Genomic DNA, 18,927 nt, shown 5'->3' with positions numbered 1-18,927 from the left:
CGTTTCATACGGATGAACACGGCGTCTCGTATCGAAGTCCGATCGGCGACGCCACGGGCAAGAACCCGAACCGCCCGCTCAGCCCTTCTTCAGCACCAGTTCCGTGTTCCGGTCCTCCGTGTCGCCCGCCAGTTTCGTGCTCGCGCCCGGAGCGTTGTAGGACAGTTCGCGGTACAGGGACGCCAGGCCCGTCTGGGAGAGGTCTGTGAAGTTCGTACGGTGGGGGGCCGCCGACTCGATCAGTGTGGTGAAGAGGGACAGCGTGCCGTCCTTGTTGTCCACCAGCTCGATCACGCGGGCCAGCTGGGGGTAGTCCACGTGGGACGCCGTGGAGATCTCCCAGAAGGAGCGGCCGCCGGAGGCGCTGTGTGCGGTGATGTCGTTACGGTGGATGTGGCCGTTCACCCAGGCCAGTACGTTCGCGTGGGCGGCCAGTACCGAGACGACCTCGGCGCCGCCGTGGCGCTTCTCCGTGGGGTGGGCCGGGTCAGGGCGGGTGTTGGTCATCGTCTTGCTGGTGTGGTGGCTGAAGACGATCGCGTACGAGTCCTTGTTGTCCCGCAGCGTCTTGTCCAGCCACTTCAGCTGGGCCGTCCCGATCGAGCCCTCGTAGTGGCCGCCGGCGTCCGTGGTGTCCAGGCTGATGCCGATCACGTCGTCCGCGATGCGGAACGTGTAGTACTGGGTGCCGGCGTCGACGTTGGCCGTCGAGTAGCCGTGCCCGATCGGGCCCACGCCCTGGTAGGCCGGGTCGAGGTGGGCCTTGAGGTACTCGGCCGAGGTGTAGGGGGCGCGCCGCTCGTCGGGCGTGACCGAGCGCATGTCACGGGCGTGCGCCTTGAGCAGGTCGCGGAAGCCCACGCCCTTGGGGTCCGTGGCGTTCTTGATGGTGTCCTGGAGCTTCTTCGCCTCCGCCGCGGACAGGCTCATCAGCTTCTTGCCGCCGACCGCGAACTCCGCCAGCCACGGGTCCCCGTGGCCGTAGCAGCCGAGGGGCAGGGCGTCGTGGTTGCCGACCGTGGAGTACCAGGGCAGATTCAGGCCGGGGCTGCGGACCTCGCGGATCGCGGCTGCCAAGTAGCCGTTCAGGTGCGGGAATCCCAGCGTCTTGTCGCCGTCACGCGTCGTCGAGTCGGGCTGCCAGTACAGCTTGAGGCCGCTGTTCTGCACGCCCTCGTAGTGCCGCGCGTCACCGGAGTTGGCGCTGATGCGGCCACCGCTCATGATCTTCATGTACCACTCCAGCTCGGAGTGGGCGTTGTTGTCGGTGTTGTCCCCGGTCGTCATGACGAAGTGAAGCGGGGCGCCGGTGACGGGTGCGCCCCGCAGCGCGTTGACCCGCTCGACGAGCGACACGGCACCGTGCACGGTGAGCGCCTCGTGGGGGCGCCAGGCGTGCGGGTCGGTCGAGCGGAGGAACTCGAGGCGCAGCGGGTGCTGGACGTCCATCAGGTGCAGGTCGGTGAACTGCACGAACGCGGCGAGTGCCGTACGGCGGCTCGCGCGGCCGGACTTGGGCGCGGCCAGCTCGCTGCGCACCACGCGCTTCCAGCCGGGACCGTCGCCCAGGCGCCGGTAGCCGGAGCTGCCCTGGGGCGCGGCGACGGAGGCGAGGGTGGTGCCCTTGGTGTAGGGGGTGAGCGGGGCTGCCGGGGCCTGCCGGGAGTTGGCGACGGGCGCCTCGGAGGTGGTGGGGGCGGCCTGGCTGTCGGTGGGCCGCAGGGCGTAGCCGACGCCCGCGGAGGCGGACACCGCCCCGGCTGCGGCGAGGACGGTACGGCGGTTGACCCCCGGTGCGGAGGTGGCTACAGAGCGTATGCGCGACATGGCGCGGTCTCCCCGAGTGCGATCGCGTCGGCAGTGGTCGCGGGACGGTCGCTGTCGCGAACATCCCGCTCGCTCTGGATCGTTGGCAGTGGGGATGACCTGCGCGTGAACGAGGCGGCAACGTGCGGCGCCGATCACCGTACGTGGATCTCGGCGTACGGACCGCGGCCATGGACCGGATTTCGGGTGGCCCGGGGGCGGTCACTCCGCGTTCATCTGCGGGGGTAGGGGAGGGATTTCGGGCTCGGGCTCGACGGTCGGGAGCCGTCCCGCCGCCGGGCGTTCACGCCACAGGCCCAGGGCCGTGTCGACGAGCGCGACCCGGGTCAGACCGGGGACCGCGGTCAGGTCCTGCCAGGCGGCCAGGTCCGTGGATCCGTCCACCTCGTTGCGGAGTTCACCGCCGGTCACGCGGGCTTCGTAGACGAGTCGTACGGCGTGATGGTCGACGGTACGGCCGAGGCGGCGCGGTCGCGTCAGACGCAGGGAGTCCACGCCGAGGAGACCGGTGACCTCGATCCTGTACCCGGTCTCCTCGGTGACCTCGCGGCGGACGGTGTCGTAGGGATCCTCGCCGTGTTCCATGCCGCCGCCGGGCAGGACCCACTCGGGTGTGCCGTCGGGGGCGGGTGAACGGGCGAGCAGGACCTGTCCGTCGCGGACGCACACGGCGTAGGCCGCCACCCTCAACTTCTCGCGCACGTATGGACGTTAGCCCGCCGGGTCCGGATTGGCAGGCGAGTATTCCGGAGCCGACCATCGCAGGGGCAGTGCCGCCCGCGTCTCGATCACCCCCGTGAGTACGAAACGCACCCGGCGTTCACCCTCCTCCCCGAACTCCGCGTGCGCCTCGCCGGTGAGTTGGCGAGTCGTGCCCGTCGTCCAGTCCAGGAACAGCAGGCCCGCGCGCGAGTCGGTCAGCAGGTTGCCGAGGGTCAGAAACATGGAGTTGCCCGGGTAGTCCCGCCAGGTCATGGGATTAATAACCGATCTCAATCCATTTAACGGTTAGATATTGTGTACGTCAACCGGTCACGTACCCTTAAGCGGTTAGCCGAGAAGGAGTCCCCCATGACCGCCGCCTCCGACCCCCGCCCCCTCACCGGCGAGCCCCTCGCCCTCGACCTGCTCAACACGCGGTGGAAGCAGGACGGGGACACCCGGGACCTCCTCACCGACACCGACGGGCTGACGGTGTGGCTCGCGGCCAACGGGCTGGACGGCGCGTACGAGGCCGACGCGAAGACGCTGCGGCATCTCCTCCAGGCGCGGGACGCGCTGAAGGCCGCGGTGGACGGGTCGCCCGAGGAGTGCGCCGAGCGAATCGACGCCGTCCTCGCGCACGGGCGCATCCAGCTCGGGCTCACCACCCAGGGACCGGTCGAGCGGCCCGAGTTCGGCGACCCCTCCTGGGGGCCGGCCTGGCTCGCCGCCCGCAACTACCTGGAGCTGCTCAGCACCGCCCCGGACCGCATCCGTGGCTGCGCGAGCGACACGTGCGTCCTGCACTTCTTCGACACCTCGCGCAACGGCACCCGGCGCTGGTGCTCGATGGCGGCCTGCGGCAACCGTGCGAAGGCATCCCGCCACTACGCGCGTTCACGTGTCTGAAACATCCGTGAATGCGGTGCGAAAGATCACCCTTTCGACATCTAAGTCCCCTGTGACGTATGGCGGAAGTACGCCATGGGTCCATCCCGCCAGGGTCAACTCTCCCCAAACATCTTCCCCTTACGTAAAGCTGAGCGATCGTCCGGCACCGAAATCCGGACTGCCGTGATCAACGCTCCTTTACCTACTTGGGATGCCGATGACCCTCACCTCCAAGAGCGACCCGATACCGGGCGCTAGACGCGTGGCCCGTATAGCCGTGGCCGCCGGCCTGGTGGCCGCGCTGTCCGCAGCCGGGCCGATACCCATGGCCATCGCCGGGAACAACGCCCCCGCCGCGGCCGACCCGGGCATCAAGTCGGCCCACGACAAGCTCGGTTCGGACGACGCCGACCTGCTCGCCGAGGCCAAGACCGCCGGCGACAAGAACGTCACGATGATGATCGCGACCGCCCCGGGCCAGACCGAGCAGGTCGCCGAGGAGCTGGACGGTGTCAAGGGCGGCTCGGTGGGCCGTACGTACGACAAGCTCGGCTATGTCCGCGCCACCGTCCCGACGGGCCGGGCGGACGCGGCGATCGCCGCCGCCGCGAAGCTGTCCTCGGTGCACGCCATCGACCTGCGCCAGGAGATCCAGCTCGACGACCCGACGCCGAGCGCGGACACCGCCAAGGGCGCCAAGTCGGGGGCGACGGCCACCACTTACCCGGCGCCGAACAAGAACACCCCGGCCGAGAACCCGTACAACCCGTCCTTCGAGACGGGCGCCGTCGACTTCGTGAAGGACCACCCGAAGGCGGACGGCCGCGGCGTCACCATCGGCATCCTCGACGCGGGCGTCGACCTCGGCCACCCGGCCCTGCAGAAGACCACCACCGGTGAGCGGAAGATCGTCGACTGGGTGACGGCGACCGACCCGATCGTCGACGGCGACGCGACCTGGCGCCCCCAGGTCACCCCCGTCTCCGGGCCCAGCTTCACCTTCAGCGGCCGGACCTGGACGGCGCCCGCGGGCTCGTACCAGGTCAGCCTGTTCCGTGAGTCGTCCACCGCCGGCGGTGACGCGGCGGGCGACGCCAACCGGGACGGCGACACCACCGACGTCTGGGGTCTGCTGTACGACCCGGCGGCCGGCACGGTCCGCGTCGACCTGAACAACAACTTCGACTTCAGCGACGACACGCCGATGAAGCCGTACAAGGACGGCTTCCAGGTCGGCTACTTCGGCACCGACAACCCGGCGACCGACGTCGTCGAGCGTCAGCCGTTCGTCGTGCAGATCCGCAAGGACGTCCCGATGGACCCGTTCGGCGGGACCTGGGTCGGCAAGAAGGCGGACTTCGTCAACATCGGCGTGATCGAGTCCGAGCACGGCACGCACGTCGCCGGCATCACCGCCGCCAACGGCCTGTTCGGCGGGAAGATGAACGGCGCGGCCCCGGGCGCGAAGATCGTCTCCTCGCGTGCCTGCACCTGGACCGGCGGCTGCACCAACGTCGCGCTCACCGAGGGCATGATCGACCTCGTCGCAAACCGCGGCGTCGACATCGTCAACATGTCGATCGGCGGCCTGCCGGCGCTGAACGACGGCAACAACGCGCGCGCCGAGCTGTACACGCGGCTCATCGACACCTACGGCGTCCAGCTCGTGATCTCCGCGGGCAACTCCGGCCCCGGCGCCAACACCATCGGCGACCCCGGTCTGGCCGACAAGGTCATCTCGGTCGGCGCGGCCATCTCCAAGGCGACCTGGGCCGCCAACTACGGCTCGGCGGTGGAGAACAAGTACGCGCTGCTGCCCTTCTCCTCGCGCGGCCCGCGTGAGGACGGCGGCTTCACGCCGACCCTCGTCGCGCCCGGCGCCGCGATCAACTCCACCCAGACCTGGCTGCCGGGCGCCCCGGTCGCCGAGGCGGGCTACTCGCTGCCGGCCGGCTACTCGATGCTCCAGGGCACCTCGATGGCCTCCCCGCAGGCGGCGGGCGCGAGCGCGCTGCTGCTGAGCGCCGCCAAGGAGAAGGGCATCGACCTCACGCCGGCGAAGCTGCGCACGGCCCTCGTCTCGACCGCCGACCACATCAAGGGTGTGCAGGCGTACGAGGAGGGTGCGGGCCGCATCGACATCGTCGACGCGTGGGAGTCCATCAAGGACGATGCCACCGCGCACGACTACACCGTGAAGGCGCCGGTCGACACCGCGATCGACTTCGCGCTGGAGACGCCGGGATTCGGCACGGGCCTGTACGACCGCGAGGGCGGTCTGAAGGCTGGGCAGAAGAAGACGTACGACGTCACGATCACCCGTACCTCCGGCCCGGACCGGCCGGTCTGGCACGAGCTGTACCTCTCGAACAACGCCGGTGACACCTTCCGGATCCTCGGCGACGACATGGTGCGGCTGCCGCTGAACCAGCCGGTGACCGTCAAGGTCCAGGCGGCCCCGCGCTCGGCGGGCATCAAGAGCGCGATCCTCGAGGTCGACGACCCGCGCACGGAGGGGATCGACAAGCAGATCCTCACCACGGTCGTGGTCTCGTCGCCGGTGAACTTCACCTACTCGGCGCCGGGTTCGGTGCAGCGCAACAGCTCGCAGTCGTACTTCGTGACGGTCCCCGAGGGCGCCAAGTCCCTCGAGGTCGCCATCGGCGGGCTGAAGGGCGCGAGCCAGACGCGATTCATCGCGATCCACCCGTACGGCGTTCCGGTCGACAACACCTCGACGCCGTTCTGCTACAACAACTACCTCGACGGCAACGGCTGCAAGCCCGACGTGCGCGCGTACGCCGACCCGCAGCCCGGCGTCTGGGAGATCGAGGTCGAGGCGCGCCGTACGTCGCCGCTGCTCGACAACCCGTACAAGCTGGACGTCACCGTCCTCGGCGCGGCCTTCGACCCGGAGACCGTGACCGTTCCCGAGGCCAAGGTGGGCACGCCCGCCACCGCCTCCTGGAAGGTGACGAACAACTTCGCGGCGCTCGACGGCAAGCTGGTCGGCGGCCCGCTCGGTTCCTCGAAGACGGACCGCCCGGCCATCAAGGAGGCCGAGTCCCAGGTCACCACGGTCACGGTGCCCGAGGGCGCCAAGTCGCTCGACGTCGCCATCGGCAACGTCTCCGACACGGCGGCCGACCTCGACCTGACGGTGTTCGACGCGAGCGGCAAGCAGGTCGCGCAGTCCGCGGACGGCGACTCGGAGGAGGCGGTCTCCATCCCGTCGCCCCCCGCCGGTACGTACACCATCGAGGTCTACGGCTACTCGGTCCCGTCGGGTTCCACCGACTACGACTACCAGGACGTGTTCTTCTCCTCCTCGCTCGGCACCGTCACGGTCGACGAGTCCACGCCGGTCAAGCTCGCCACCGGCGCCTCGGCCACGGTGTCCGGCGAGGTCACGGCGGCCGCGGAGGCTCCGGCCGGCCGTGAGTTCTTCGGTCAGGTCCAGCTGGTGAACGGCCACGGCACGGCCGCGGGCGTCGGCAGCGTGAAGATCGAGAAGGTCACGCCGTAGTTGTTTGTACGGCTGTGGGGGCGGGCGTCCGGCGCGGGCGCCCGCCCCTTTCTCATGGGCAGCTGGTCGTGGGCGTCTGGTTCAACTCCTGCTCGACGACGGCCCGTTCACCGGCGATGTCCTGCTCGCCGGTGACCCAGAGGTCGGGGACGCTGCCGTGACTCGGCAGGCCCACCAGCACGTGCTCGCCCCTCCGGGGAGGCGGCGCGACGCTCCTGTCGGTCAGGACAGTCACCCGGGACTTGCCACTCGCCGGCTTGTAGAAGCGGGTCACGCGCAGGGTGACCCGCTCCTGCCCGGTTCCGGGGACGGGTTCGACGCGGGTCACGTCCCCCTCGACGACCAGCCGGGCGCAGACGCTGTACGCCCCCCGCGCATCCGACTTGGCGGCGCCACTGGTGTCCGCCGACTCCTGGTTGCTGCCCGAACCCTGGGCCATCAGCCATCCCATCCCCACGACCAGGAACCCCACGACGGCCACGGCGAGCGCGCCGAAGGCGAGGGGCAGCCAGGTGCGGCGGGGGCGGGGGGTGGGTGCGGGCGCGAGCTCCGGCTCTGTCCGGCCGGTCGGCCGGGACAGTGTGTCTCCGATGATCCGCAACTGTTCCCGCAGGAGGGTCAGATCGGCCTCGGCGGACCGGTACCGGGCGGTGAACTCCGCGTCCGCGCACGCCGGTTCCCGCAGCGGGTCCCCCGTGATCGCGGCCATCAGCGCATCGGAGCCGTCGTAGGCCTCGTGTTCGGCGGTCACGTCACACCACCTCGTCCTCGTGCAGGCGGGCGCGCAGGGCCCGTACCGCCGTGTGCAGCCTGCTCTTGACCGTGCCCTCGGGAATGCCGAGCTCCTCGGCTATCCCGCGCACCGGCAGGTCGGCGTAGAAGCGCAGGACGAGGACCTGGCGCTGGGCGTCGGGCAGGTCGTCCAGGCCCCGGGCGACGGCGAGGGAGAGCAGGCTGGTGTCCTCGCCCGCGGCGTGTTCGGTCTGCCTGAGCGAGGCCAGCCGCTCGCCGAGCCGTTCCTGGCGGCGCTTGGCGCGGTGCCAGTCCATGGCGAGGTGGGAGGCGACGACCGCCGCCCACGCCGAAACGTCGCGCGGCGCCTCCTCCCCCTTCGCGGCCCGCTCCAACAGCCGCAGGCGGACCTGCTGCACCCCGTCCAGCAGGTCCGCCTGCGGTACGCCCCCGAGCGCGAGCACCGCCCGCACCCGGCGCTCCTGCGCCGCGTCCAGCGGATCGTCCCCTCCGTGGTCCTCCCCTTGGCCGCGGCGGGCCTTTCTGCGCAGCACAGCCACCCCTCCCCTCGCCGCGTTTCCCCTATGACGCCGGACGGAGCCGAAACGTTCGGCGTGATTCCCGGCGATCTTCCGGACCCTCCTCCTCCACTTGATCCAACCATCGACTTCACGCCTCCTCCACTGTCACCATGTGCGCCATGACGCACATCACCAAAGGCGCCAACGCCCCTGTCCCCGCCACCGCATTGAGGGTCGCGATCGGCCGGCGGGACGTCCCCGGGGCCCCGGTCGTGGACGCCTCGGCCCTGCTGCTCGACGCCGTCGGCAAGGTCCGCGGCGACGCCGACCTCGTGTTCTACAACCAGCCCGCGCACCCCTCCGGGGCCGTACGGCACACGGGTGCGGCGCAGGGCGCCGGGCAGCTCGTCGAGTGGCTGGAAGTGGACCTGCCACGCGTCGAGCCGGAGATACAGCGGGTACTGATCGCGGGCTCCTGCGACGGGGGCGTGTTCGGGCAGGTGCCCGGGCTGTATGTGCAGGCGCTGGCCGCCGACGGCGCGGTGGTGGCGCACTACGCGGTGACCGACGCGTCGAGCGAGACGGCATTCGTACTCGGGGAGTTCTACCGGCGCAACGGGGAGTGGAAGTTCCGGGCGGTGGGGCAGGGGTACGCGTCGGGCCTCGCGGGCCTGGCGACGGACTTCGGGATCGCGGTGGAGGAACCGACGCCGACGCCGGCACCGACGCCGATGCCGCCGCCGACGCCGGTCGCGCCCGCGCCCGCCCCGCAGGACGCCGTCCCCCACTCCTTCGGCCCCGAGTTCCACCCGTACACACAGCGCGGCCGGGGCAACGGCGTCGTCTCCGTGGACGTGCCCCTGCCGCCGGGACCGGTGATCGTCGAGGCCTGGCACGAGGGCGACGGCTACTTCGGGATGCACACCCTGACCCGCCGCAACAAGGACGACGACCTCCTCTACAACTCCACCCTGCGCGACTTCCGCGGCCGCGCCCTCGTCCTGCCGCCGGAGGACCGCCCACTGCGGCTGCGGGTGGAGGCCGACCACGACTGGACGGTGTCCATACAGCCGCTGTCGGTGGCCCGCCGGATCGGCCAGGGCCCGCTGAGCGGATACGGCCCGGAGGTCATCGCCTACACCGGCACGGCGGCCGATCTCGACGTTGATTTCGCGGGCGACGAGGACGACGGCGGCTACTTCGGGCTGAAGTGCCTCGAGGCCCGGTATCTCAGCAGGCCCGACGAGTACGACCTGCTGGTCAACGACACCGACCCGTTCCGCCAGACCGTGCCCCTGCCCGACGGCCCCCTGCTGCTGCTCCTGGAGGCCGACGGCCCCTGGCAGCTCACCGCCCGGCCCCTCCCCGTGTTCGACGGGGCCGCCGCGCAGGCCGCCGGTGCCTGGACGGGCCGCGGCGACAGGACGGTCACCCTCGCCAACCCGGCCCCCGGACGTCCGGCGCTGCTGGAGTACTCCTTCACCGACGCCGGCACCTTCGCGTCGTACCGGGTCAAGCTGCTCGACGAGTACGACGACGAGGAGACGTTCCTGGAGGGCTCCCGGCACGGCAGGCACGGCCGCACCGTGCTCTTCCGCAAGGGCGAGCCGGAGGTGCGACTGAAGGTGGAGGACGGGGGCGACTGGAGCCTGCGCCTGCTGCCGATCGAGCAGGTGCCGCCGCTCACCGGCGCCGCGGAGGGCCGCGGCAGCGCGGTGTTCCGCTACGACGGCCCGCCCGCGCTGCTCGGTCTGCACCGCACCACCTCCGACACGGAGCCGCTGGAGACCCGCACCCTGCAGGCCGACGGCCAGCTGCGGATCTCGGCCGACAGCGTGGGGCGGCGCCGCCCGACCGTCGGACCGATATGGGTCTCGGAGACCGGGTACTGCTATGTGCATGTCTTCGCCGCGAGCGTCGACACCTGCTGGCGGATCGAGACCGCGGACACGGCCTCCGTCCCGGTGCTCGGCAAGCTCGTGGAGGGCCAGGGCTATGGAGTCGTACGTCACACCGGGCCCGAGGCCGAGGTGATGGTCAAGCACGAGCCGCGCGGGATGCTGGACCTGGTGGTGCTCTGGGAACTGGACGAACGCCTGGAACCGGTGCGCCGGATCAGCACGGCTTCCGGTCTGCAGCGCGTTCCGGGAGGATTCCTCCAGATCAGGACGTCCGGCAAGTGGAGCATCGAGCTGCGCGGCTGACATGAGACCCGTCCCATTCCTCGGGCAAAGGATTGGACACGTCGGCCGGGGTGAGACGCATGATGGAAAGGCCCCGGCCACGCAGGGGGCACCCGCAAGCCAGGTGAAGGAGTCGCAGTGAGGGTCGGAATCGTCGGAGCCACCGGTCAGGTCGGCACGGTCATGCGCAGGATCCTCGTGGAGCGGAACTTCCCGGTCACTCAGCTGCGCCTGTTCGCCTCGGCCCGCTCGGCAGGGACGGTCCTGGACGGCGTGACGGTGGAGGACGCAGCGACCGCCGACTACACCGGCCTGGACATCGTGCTGTTCTCCGCGGGCGGCGCGACCTCGAAGGCGCTGGCCGAGAAGGTCGCCTCGCAGGGCGCCGTCGTGATCGACAACTCCTCGGCCTGGCGCAAGGACCCGGACGTACCCCTGGTGGTCTCGGAGGTGAACCCGCACGCGATCGCCGACCGCCCCAAGGGAATCATCGCCAACCCGAACTGCACCACGATGGCCGCGATGCCGGTCCTGAAGCCGCTGCACGCGGAGGCGGGCCTGGAGGCGCTGGTCGTCGCCACCTACCAGGCGGTGTCCGGCTCGGGCCTCGCGGGCGTCGCGGAGTTGCACGGCCAGGCCCAGAAGGTGGTCGCCGACGCCGACAAGCTCACGCACGACGGCGCTGCGGTGGACTACCCCGAGCCGCAGGTCTACAAGCGCCCGATCGCCTTCAACGTGCTCCCCTTCGCCGGCAACCTCGTCGACGACGGTCTGAACGAGACCGACGAGGAGCAGAAGCTGCGCCACGAGTCCCGCAAGATCCTGGAGATCCCCGCCCTCAAGGTCTCCGGCACCTGCGTCCGCGTCCCGGTCTTCTCCGGCCACTCCCTCCAGGTCAACGCCCGCTTCGCGCGCCCGCTGTCCCCGGAGCGCGCCACGGAGCTGCTGGCCGGCGCCCCGGGTGTCGTCCTCAGCGACATCCCGACCCCCCTCCAGGCGGCCGGCCAGGACCCGTCGTACGTGGGCCGCATCCGCGCGGACGAGACGGTCGACAACGGCCTCGCCCTGTTCGTCTCCAGCGACAACCTCCGCAAGGGCGCGGCCCTGAACGCGGTGCAGATCGCGGAGCTGGTGGCGGCGGAGCTGCGGAGCTAGTCCCTGCGCACCTCGTAGAGGAAACAGCCGTACTCGACGGCCCGGACGTGGACGAGTGCCACGGCCGGGTCGTCGAACGCGTTTCGGAAGGCCGCGTCGTCGGGCGCCTCGACCAGTTCCCCGCCCAGGATCCGACCCTCGGCCGAATACCGCCGTACCGTGCGGTGGGCGTTCGCGAAGGGATAGCCGTCGGTGTCCGGGCCCGGGCACTCGGCCGCGTGGATGAAAATCGGGCCCTGTTCGTCGTACGCCCCCGGATCGACCCCGGTTTCCGCCGCCCAGCGGCGCACCGGGGCGTAGGTCACGAGCGCGATGCGTTCCCCCGGCTCGCTGCGGCGCAGGCAGCAGCGCAGCGGGGCGCCGCCCTCCTCGTCCGTCAGGGGAACCGACTCGCGGCCCGAGTCGTCAGCAGAGCGCAGCTCCTTGAGGATCTCCGGGGTGATGGGTCGTGCGATGTACGTCGTCATACGGCCAGCGTCGCGCCCCGCGCCCCCGCCCACCGGCGGGATCCGGACATCGCGTTCCGTGGAGGTCCCATGGAAGGATGGCGCAACCCACACATAACGAGGAGATGACCGCGTGCCTGGCACAAACCTGACTCGCGAAGAGGCACAGCAGCGGGCAAAGCTGCTCACCGTTGACTCGTACGAGATCGATCTCGACCTCTCCGGTGCGCAGGAGGGCGGAACCTACAGGTCCGTGACCACGGTGCGCTTCGCTGTCGCCGAACCCGGCGCCGAGTCCTTCATCGACCTCGTGGCCCCGACGGTCCACGAGGTCACCCTCAACGGCGACCCGCTCGATGCGGCCGAGGTGTTCACGGACTCGCGGATCGCCCTGCCGGGGCTGCTCGAGGGCCAAAACGTCCTTCGGGTCGTCGCCGACTGCGCGTACACCAACACCGGTGAGGGGCTGCACCGCTTCGTCGACCCTGTCGACGAGCAGGCCTACCTCTACACCCAGTTCGAAGTACCGGACGCCCGCCGGGTGTTCGCGTCCTTCGAGCAACCGGACCTCAAGGCGACCTTCCAGTTCACCGTGAAGGCGCCGACGGGCTGGACCGTCATCTCCAACTCCCCGACGCCCGAACCCAAGGACGACGTCTGGGTCTTCGAGCCGACGCCGCGCATCTCGTCGTACATCACCGCGCTGATCGTCGGTCCGTACCACTCGGTGCACAGCGTGTACGAGAAGGACGGGCAGTCCGTGCCGCTGGGCATCTACTGCCGGCCCTCGCTCGCCGAGTTCCTCGACTCGGACGCGATCTTCGAGGTGACCCGGCAGGGCTTCGACTGGTTCCAGGAGAAGTTCGACTACCGGTACCCGTTCAAGAAGTACGACCAGCTCTTCGTGCCGGAGTTCAACGCGGGCGCGATGGAGAACGCGGGCGCGGTGACCATCCGCGACCAGTACGTCTTCCGGTCCAAGGTGACCGACGCGGCGTACGAGGTGCGTGCGGAGACGATCCTGCACGAGCTGGCCCACATGTGGTTCGGCGACCTGGTCACCATGGAGTGGTGGAACGACCTGTGGCTGAACGAGTCGTTCGCCACCTACACCTCCATCGCCTGCCAGGCGTACCACCCGGCGTCGCGCTGGCCGCAGTCCTGGACGACGTTCGCCAACTCCATGAAGACGTGGGCGTACCGGCAGGACCAGCTGCCGTCCACGCACCCGATCATGGCCGAGATCCGCGACCTGGACGACGTGCTCGTCAACTTCGACGGCATCACGTACGCCAAGGGCGCCAGCGTCCTCAAGCAGCTCGTCGCCTACGTCGGCATGGACGAGTTCTTCAAGGGCGTCCAGGCCTATTTCAAGCGGCACGCGTACGGCAACACGCGCCTGTCCGACCTGCTGGGCGCCCTGGAGGAGACCTCGGGGCGCGACCTGAAGACCTGGTCGAAGAAATGGCTGGAGACGGCCGGCATCAACGTCCTGCGCCCGGAGATCGAGACGGACGCGAACGGCGTCATCACCTCCTTCGCCATCCGCCAGGAGGCCCCGGCCCTGCCCGCGGGCGCCAAGGGCGAGCCCATCCTGCGCCCGCACCGCATCGCGGTCGGCCTCTACAGCCTTGACGCCGACAGCGGCAAGCTGCTGCGCACCGGCCGGGTCGAGCTGGACGTGGACGGCGAGCTGACGGCCGTACCGCAGCTGGCCGGCAAGGCCCGCCCGGACGTGATCCTGCTCAACGACGACGACCTGTCGTACTCCAAGGTCCGACTGGACGAGCAGTCCCTCGCGTTCGTGACCGAGCACCTCGGCGACTTCGAGGCGTCCCTGCCGCGCGCCCTGTGCTGGGCGTCGGCCTGGGACATGACCCGGGACGCCGAGCTCGCCACCCGCGACTACCTGTCCCTGGTGCTGTCCGGCATCGGCAAGGAGTCCGACATCGGCGTCGTGCAGTCGCTGCACCGCCAGGTGAAGCTGGCGATCGAGCTGTACGCCGACCCGACCACCCGCGAGGCCCTGCTCACCCGCTGGACCGACGCCACGCTGGCCCATCTGCACGCGGCCGAGCCGGGCAGCGACCACCAGCTGGCGTGGGCGCGGGCGTTCGCGCAGACCGCCCGTACGCCGGAACAGCTGGACCTCCTCGAGGGCCTGCTGGACGGCACGCAGACGATCGAGGGCCTGGTCGTCGACACCGAGCTGCGCTGGGCGTTCGTGGAGCGTCTCGCGACGGTCGGCCGCTTCGACGAGACGGAGATCGCGGGCGAGTACGAGCGGGACAAGACCGCGGCCGGTGAGCGGCACGCGGCCACCGCCCGCGCGGCCCGCCCGACGCCGGAGGCCAAGGCGGAGGCGTGGGCGTCGGTCATCGAGTCCGACAAGCTCCCGAACGCCGTGCAGGAGGCTGTCATCGGCGGCTTCGTGCAGACGGACCAGCGTGAGCTGCTGGCGCCGTACGCGGACAGGTTCTTCGAGGTCGTCAAGGACGTCTGGGACTCCCGCTCGCACGAGATCGCCCAGCAGATCGCGGTCGGCCTCTACCCGTCGCTCCAGGTGTCCGAACAGACCCTGGTCAAGACGGACACCTGGCTGGCGGCGGCCGACCCCAACGCGTCCCTGCGCCGCCTCGTCTCGGAGTCCCGCGCGGGCGTCGAGCGTGCGCTGCGGGCGCAGGCTGCGGACGCGGCGGCCACCGCCTAGTCCGTACGACCCGCCTGTTCCGTACGGCGACGAGGGGCGCCCGGTGCTGCACCGGGCGCCCCTTTTCGTGCGCTGAGCTGCCCGGCGCCGACCGGCGGTCGCACGGCAGCAGGGCTGAACAACCGTGGTACGGCCACGGGCCGCGCCCCCAGCTGTCCCGCCACCGTCGCCCCGAACGCCAGCGCCATGCCCGCCAGTTGCACCGGGGAGAGCGCCTGGCCCAGGGCCGCCCAGCCGACGGCGGCGGCGGTCAGCGGGGAGAGCAGGCCGAGGAAGGTGACCTGCGTGGCGCTGAGGCGGCCGATGCCGCGGAACCAGAGCCAGTACGCCACCGCCGTGTTCGCCAGCGCCAGGTAGAGGTAACCGCCGGCCGCCCGGCCGTCCAGCGCGGGTGGCGCGCCCTCGGCGATGGCAAGTAGCTTATCGGTAAGCTACTTAGTCGCAAGCCAGTTCCTTGCGGGCGACCGGAGCCGCGCGGATACTCACCGCATGAGCGCACAGCACAAGGACCCCGTCGACGCGATCATCGAGCAGTGGGCCGAGGAGCGGCCCGACCTCGACACCGCCGCGATGGAGGTCTTCGGCCGGATCTTCCGGCTCTCGCGCGCGATGGGCGACCGCATGGAGAAGGCGTACGCCCGCTTCGGGATCTCGCGCGGCGAGTTCGACGTGCTGGCCACCCTGCGCCGCGTCGGCGAGCCCTACGCGCTCTCGCCGCGCAGCCTCTCGGCCACGCTCATGCTCACCACGGGCGGGATGACCGGTCGCCTCGACAAACTGGAGCGGGCCGGCCTGCTGCGCCGCTCCCCCGACCCGCACGACCGGCGCGGCCTCCAGGTGACGTTGACCCCGGAGGGGCTGCGGCTGATCGACGAGGCGGTCGGCGCGGGCCTCGCGGAAGAGACGGACGCGCTGTCCGCCCTGAACGGCGAACAGGCCGACCAACTGGCCGACCTGTTGCGGGAGTTGCTGGCGGGCACTGCGAAGGAGCCGTCCTAGGGCGCGCCCTGGGCGTCTCGCGGCAGAGTGAAGCGGGCGGCCACGCCTGCCGCCAGGCGCCGCTGGGCCCGGTCGGCGAGCCGGGGCGCGAGCCAGTAGGCGGCGGCGAGCACGAGCAGCCCGGCGGCTCCCGCGACAAAGCCGGCGCGGGAGAAGGTGGTGAGCAGCGCCCCGTATCCGATGACCCCCAGGACGACGATCGCCGTCCGGGCCATGCGCTCGTCGACCGAGACGGCGCCGAGCAGGACGAAGGGGAGGACCAGCACCAGGAAGGCCGCCAGCAGGCCCCAGGCGCGACGTACGGGCGTCGCAGGGACGAACAAGACGGATCGGGTACACGGCCGGGGCTTGGCGTTCCGCTCACGGACCGGTGACGAAGCCGAACCCCGCAAAAACACGCCAAGGACGCCGACCTCACCGCCGTACGTCACCTGCTCGTACGGTTGCGGGAGGTCGGCGCCCTCGGCGGACGCTCGGGTCAGGACGGGCTCAGGCCTTCGCCCTGCCCTTCGTCACGCGGTACTTGGACTTGTCCAGGACCATCACCAGGCCCGCGATGATCGCGAACAGGGCGAGGGGGGCCAGGACGTAGAGGCCCAGCGTCTCGACGACGCTCAGGCCCGTGCCGGGGCCGTCGCCGTCGTCGCGCGTCAGCGCGAGCGCGGGGGACGACATGAGCAGCATCATCAGCGTCGTACCGGCAGCCAGGGCGCCGGCGCGCAGGGCGTTCTTCTTGTCCACCCTGCAAAAGTAGCGAACGTCCGAACGAGTCGCGCGTCCGGGGTGCCGTAGCCGGGCCGGGGCCCCTCGGCCCGCCCCCTCAGCCCTCCTGTCGCAGGACCTCCAACAGGGCGTGCAGTCGCGGTGAAGCCACCAGTTCCTCCAGGGTCACCGGGCGGCCTTCCGCGTCGGCTATGGGCAGGCGCCAGTTCGGGTACTGGTCCCAGGTGCCGGGCAGGTTCTGCGGGCGGCGGTCGCCGATGCCGTCGGGGAGCCAGACGCCGATCATGCGGGCGGGGGTGCGCAGCAGGAAACGGTGGACGGCCTGGATCTGCGCCTCCTCGACGGCGGAAGAGCGTTCCTCGGCGGCAGACGAATGCTCCCCGGCCGTGTCGTCGAGCAGGCCGAGTCGGGTGAGCAGGGCGAGCCACTCCCCCGTGTCCGCGGCGGCCGCCGCCCGTTCCTCCTCCACCGGGTGGGTCAACAGGCCGAGGCTGTCGCGGAGTTCCACGTACTCGCCGGTGAGGCGGGCGGCCGTGGGCGGGAGGTCGTGGGTGGTGGCGGTGGCGAGACAGTCGGCGCGCCAGCGCTCGGGCGGGAGAGGATGGCCGTCGCCCTCCCAGTCCCGTTCGAACCAGAGCACCGAGGTGCCGAGCACTCCGCGCCGGTGCAGGGTCTCGCGGACGCCCGGCTCCACGGTGCCCAGATCCTCGCCGATCACGACGGTCCCGGCACGGGAGGCCTCCAGGGCGAGGAGGGCGAGAATGGCCTCGGCGTCGTAGCGGACGTAGGTGCCCTCGGTGGGCGGCTGTCCCTGGGGTACCCACCAAAGCCGGAACAGGCCCATGACGTGGTCGATGCGCAGGGCGCCGGCGTAGCGGAAGAGGGCGCGCAGGACGTGGCGGTACGGCGCGTGGCCCGACGCGGCCAGGCGGTCGGGGCGCCAGGGCGGCAGCCCCCAGTCCTGGCCGCGGGCGTTGAAGGCGTCCGGTGGAGCGCCGACGGACATCCCGGCCGCGAAGTACTCCTGCTGCGCCCAGGAGTCGGCGCCCGAGGGGTGCACCCCCACGGCCAGATCGTGCACGATCCCGACCGGCATGCCCGCCTCGCGCGCGGCACGCTGGACTGCGGTGAGCTGGGTGTCGGTGAGCCAGGCGAGGCGGGAGTGGAAGTCGACGCGGTCCCTCAGCTCGGCGCGGGCCCGGGCGGTCTCGGCCGAGCGGGGGTCACGCAGCCCCTCCGGCCAGCGGCTCCACTCCGGGCCGTACGTCTCGGCGAGCGCGGACCAGGTGGAGTGGTCCTCCAGGGCCTGCCCCTCCTCGGCGAGGAAGTCGTCGTACGCGGCCTGCCGCCCGGGCCCGAGCGGAACTTCACGGACAACGACGTCCAGTGCCTCCCTCTTCAGCTCCCACACGGCGTCACGGTCGATCAGCGCGCCCTTGTCGAGCACGGACGCGCGCAGCCGGTCGGCGCGCTCAAGGAGCGTACGGACCTGCTCACGGTCCGCGACGTACGCGAACTCGGGGATGTTCTCCACCCGCAGATGCACCGGGTCGGGGAACCGCCGGGAGGACGGGCGGTAGGGAGAGGGGTCGGTGGGGGTGCCCAGTACGGCCGCGTGCAGCGGGTTGACCTGCACGAATCCAGCGCCGGCGGTGCGTGCGGCCCAGGTGGCGAGGTCGGTGAGGTCACCGAGGTCGCCCATGCCCCAGGAGCGCTCGGACAGGAGGGAGTAGAGCTGGACGAGGAGGCCGTACGAGCGCGCGGCGGGCGTCGGCAGCCGGTCCGGGGCGACGACGAGGTGGGCCTCGGCGGTCCGTCCGTCGGGGGCGGTGGCGGTGATGCGGTGCACGCCGGTCGGCAGGTGCTCGGCGTCGTCGCGGACGTCTCCCTGCTCGGTCTCGACACGGAGGCGGGTGCCGGGCGGCAGCTCGGCGAGGGGGTTCTCGGAGGTGCCGGCCCAGTGGACGACGGTCGGTGGGAGCAGCCGCTCGCGCAGTTCGCGTTCGCGGTCGGCGAGTGCGGCGCTGACCGCCCCCGGGGTGCCCGCGTCGACGCCGAGCGCGGCCAGGACGGCTATGACGGCGCCGGCGGAGGCGGCGACCGTGCGGTCCGGGGAGGGGCTGTAGGAGGTGGCGACGCCGTGCAGCTCGGCGAGCCGGGACAGTTCCTCGTCGACGGGCTCGCCCGAGCCGGGCGCGGTCATCTACAGCCCGTCCGCGCCGGCGTCGGACTCACTGGTCAGCGCGGCGGCGTCCGCGAGCGGCGGCTCGCTGGTGAGCGGCGCCTCGGCGTCGGGCAGGGGCGGCTCACTGGTCAGCGGCGCCTCGGCGCAGGCGCCCTCCGCGCTGAACACGCACAGGTGGAGCTCCTCCGGTTCGACGGACGGCCCCTGCACGGGTTTGGACTGGGCCGGGATCGAGAGATGAGCCGGTGCGGCCACGGGGGCCTCCTTGTCGGTACGGCGGGTACGGCTTCTGGCGGGTTACGGCAGGCCTACCCAGTGGGCGCGACG

Annotated in this window: 15 protein-coding genes and 2 pseudogenes; 6 read left to right on the top strand and 11 right to left on the bottom strand. The window is 71.2% G+C overall.

Annotation, left to right across the window (positions count from 1 at the left end; all coding sequences use genetic code 11):
• Positions 1-78: 78 nt before the first annotated feature.
• The 3 genes and pseudogenes from ACFYXB_RS19175 to ACFYXB_RS19165 form a co-directional block, all read right to left on the bottom strand.
• Positions 79-1,827: a TIGR03767 family metallophosphoesterase gene (locus ACFYXB_RS19175; protein ID WP_389583655.1), complete on the bottom strand. Its 1,749-nt coding sequence runs from the start codon at positions 1,825-1,827 to the stop codon at positions 79-81.
• A gap of 201 nt (positions 1,828-2,028) precedes the next feature.
• Positions 2,029-2,511 (bottom strand): NUDIX hydrolase, encoded by a 483-nt coding sequence (locus ACFYXB_RS19170; RefSeq protein ID WP_389583686.1) that lies wholly within the window; start codon positions 2,509-2,511, stop codon positions 2,029-2,031.
• A 27-nt stretch (positions 2,512-2,538) separates the two neighbouring features.
• Positions 2,539-2,802 (bottom strand): annotated as a pseudogene (locus ACFYXB_RS19165) (pyridoxamine 5'-phosphate oxidase family protein); the annotation flags it as partial.
• Between the two features lie 96 nt (positions 2,803-2,898).
• On the opposite strand from ACFYXB_RS19165, the gene ACFYXB_RS19160 reads away from it, so the two are divergent.
• Complete coding sequence (locus ACFYXB_RS19160; RefSeq protein ID WP_389583653.1) at positions 2,899-3,438, top strand: CGNR zinc finger domain-containing protein; 540 nt, start codon at positions 2,899-2,901, stop codon at positions 3,436-3,438.
• Positions 3,439-3,637: 199 nt separating this feature from the next.
• Positions 3,638-6,946 (top strand): S8 family serine peptidase, encoded by a 3,309-nt coding sequence (locus tag ACFYXB_RS19155; RefSeq protein ID WP_389583684.1) that lies wholly within the window; start codon positions 3,638-3,640, stop codon positions 6,944-6,946.
• A 52-nt stretch (positions 6,947-6,998) separates the two neighbouring features.
• On the opposite strand, the gene ACFYXB_RS19150 is transcribed toward ACFYXB_RS19155, so the two are convergent.
• Positions 6,999-7,697: a hypothetical protein gene (locus ACFYXB_RS19150; protein ID WP_389583651.1), complete on the bottom strand. Its 699-nt coding sequence runs from the start codon at positions 7,695-7,697 to the stop codon at positions 6,999-7,001.
• Position 7,698: 1 nt separating this feature from the next.
• Positions 7,699-8,238: an RNA polymerase sigma factor gene (locus tag ACFYXB_RS19145; protein WP_389583648.1), complete on the bottom strand. Its 540-nt coding sequence runs from the start codon at positions 8,236-8,238 to the stop codon at positions 7,699-7,701.
• 140 nt (positions 8,239-8,378) lie between these two features.
• Between ACFYXB_RS19145 and ACFYXB_RS19140 the strand changes: the two genes are divergently transcribed.
• Positions 8,379-10,403, top strand: a complete 2,025-nt coding sequence (locus ACFYXB_RS19140; RefSeq protein ID WP_389583645.1) for a TerD family protein — start codon at positions 8,379-8,381, stop codon at positions 10,401-10,403.
• Positions 10,404-10,520: 117 nt separating this feature from the next.
• Complete coding sequence (locus tag ACFYXB_RS19135; RefSeq protein WP_351362919.1) at positions 10,521-11,537, top strand: aspartate-semialdehyde dehydrogenase; 1,017 nt, start codon at positions 10,521-10,523, stop codon at positions 11,535-11,537.
• On the opposite strand, the gene ACFYXB_RS19130 is transcribed toward ACFYXB_RS19135, so the two are convergent.
• Entirely contained in the window at positions 11,534-12,004 is a 471-nt protein-coding gene (locus ACFYXB_RS19130; RefSeq protein WP_389583641.1) for a DUF1203 domain-containing protein, read from the bottom strand. The genes ACFYXB_RS19135 and ACFYXB_RS19130 overlap by 4 nt on opposite strands.
• A gap of 112 nt (positions 12,005-12,116) precedes the next feature.
• On the opposite strand from ACFYXB_RS19130, the gene pepN reads away from it, so the two are divergent.
• Positions 12,117-14,693, top strand: coding sequence for an aminopeptidase N (gene pepN, locus ACFYXB_RS19125; protein ID WP_389583639.1), 2,577 nt, complete (start codon positions 12,117-12,119; stop codon positions 14,691-14,693).
• Here the strand turns inward: pepN and ACFYXB_RS19120 are convergent.
• Positions 14,690-15,112 (bottom strand): annotated as a pseudogene (locus tag ACFYXB_RS19120) (EamA family transporter); the annotation flags it as partial. The gene pepN and the pseudogene ACFYXB_RS19120 sit on opposite strands and share 4 nt — an antisense overlap.
• 70 nt (positions 15,113-15,182) lie before the next feature.
• Between ACFYXB_RS19120 and ACFYXB_RS19115 the strand changes: the two are divergent.
• On the top strand, positions 15,183-15,692 hold the full coding sequence (locus tag ACFYXB_RS19115) for a MarR family winged helix-turn-helix transcriptional regulator (protein ID WP_389583637.1): 510 nt from the start codon (positions 15,183-15,185) through the stop codon (positions 15,690-15,692).
• Here ACFYXB_RS19115 and ACFYXB_RS19110 read toward each other — a convergent pair.
• From ACFYXB_RS19110 to ACFYXB_RS19095, 4 genes are all read right to left on the bottom strand, one after another.
• Entirely contained in the window at positions 15,689-16,015 is a 327-nt protein-coding gene (locus ACFYXB_RS19110; protein WP_389583635.1) for a hypothetical protein, read from the bottom strand. The genes ACFYXB_RS19115 and ACFYXB_RS19110 overlap by 4 nt on opposite strands.
• 166 nt (positions 16,016-16,181) lie before the next feature.
• The gene (locus tag ACFYXB_RS19105) at positions 16,182-16,433 is read right to left on the bottom strand and encodes a hypothetical protein (RefSeq protein ID WP_389583632.1); all 252 of its coding nucleotides are present in this window, start codon (positions 16,431-16,433) and stop codon (positions 16,182-16,184) included.
• A 79-nt stretch (positions 16,434-16,512) separates the two neighbouring features.
• Positions 16,513-18,618 carry a 4-alpha-glucanotransferase gene (gene malQ, locus ACFYXB_RS19100; RefSeq protein ID WP_389583629.1) on the bottom strand — a complete coding sequence of 702 codons (2,106 nt, stop codon included), beginning with the start codon at positions 18,616-18,618 and terminating at the stop codon, positions 16,513-16,515.
• Positions 18,619-18,855 (bottom strand): hypothetical protein, encoded by a 237-nt coding sequence (locus ACFYXB_RS19095; RefSeq protein ID WP_389583627.1) that lies wholly within the window; start codon positions 18,853-18,855, stop codon positions 18,619-18,621.
• Positions 18,856-18,927: the final 72 nt, after the last annotated feature.

The sequence above is a fragment of the Streptomyces sp. NPDC002619 genome (assembly GCF_042889305.1).
GTDB lineage: Bacteria > Actinomycetota > Actinomycetes > Streptomycetales > Streptomycetaceae > Streptomyces.
This window is presented reverse-complemented; position numbering and strand designations above follow the sequence as displayed.

What these genes read in the sequence shown, in the direction of transcription:
- ACFYXB_RS19155 (WP_389583684.1), top strand. Translation starts at nt 3,638, where the DNA reads ATGACCCTCACCTCCAAGAGCGACCCGATACCGGGCGCTAGACGCGTG.
- ACFYXB_RS19115 (WP_389583637.1), top strand. Translation starts at nt 15,183, where the DNA reads ATGAGCGCACAGCACAAGGACCCCGTCGACGCGATCATCGAGCAGTGG.
- ACFYXB_RS19130 (WP_389583641.1), bottom strand. Translation starts at nt 12,004, where the DNA reads ATGACGACGTACATCGCACGACCCATCACCCCGGAGATCCTCAAGGAG.
- ACFYXB_RS19175 (WP_389583655.1), bottom strand. Translation starts at nt 1,827, where the DNA reads ATGTCGCGCATACGCTCTGTAGCCACCTCCGCACCGGGGGTCAACCGC.
- ACFYXB_RS19140 (WP_389583645.1), top strand. Translation starts at nt 8,379, where the DNA reads ATGACGCACATCACCAAAGGCGCCAACGCCCCTGTCCCCGCCACCGCA.
- malQ (WP_389583629.1), bottom strand. Translation starts at nt 18,618, where the DNA reads ATGACCGCGCCCGGCTCGGGCGAGCCCGTCGACGAGGAACTGTCCCGG.
- ACFYXB_RS19160 (WP_389583653.1), top strand. Translation starts at nt 2,899, where the DNA reads ATGACCGCCGCCTCCGACCCCCGCCCCCTCACCGGCGAGCCCCTCGCC.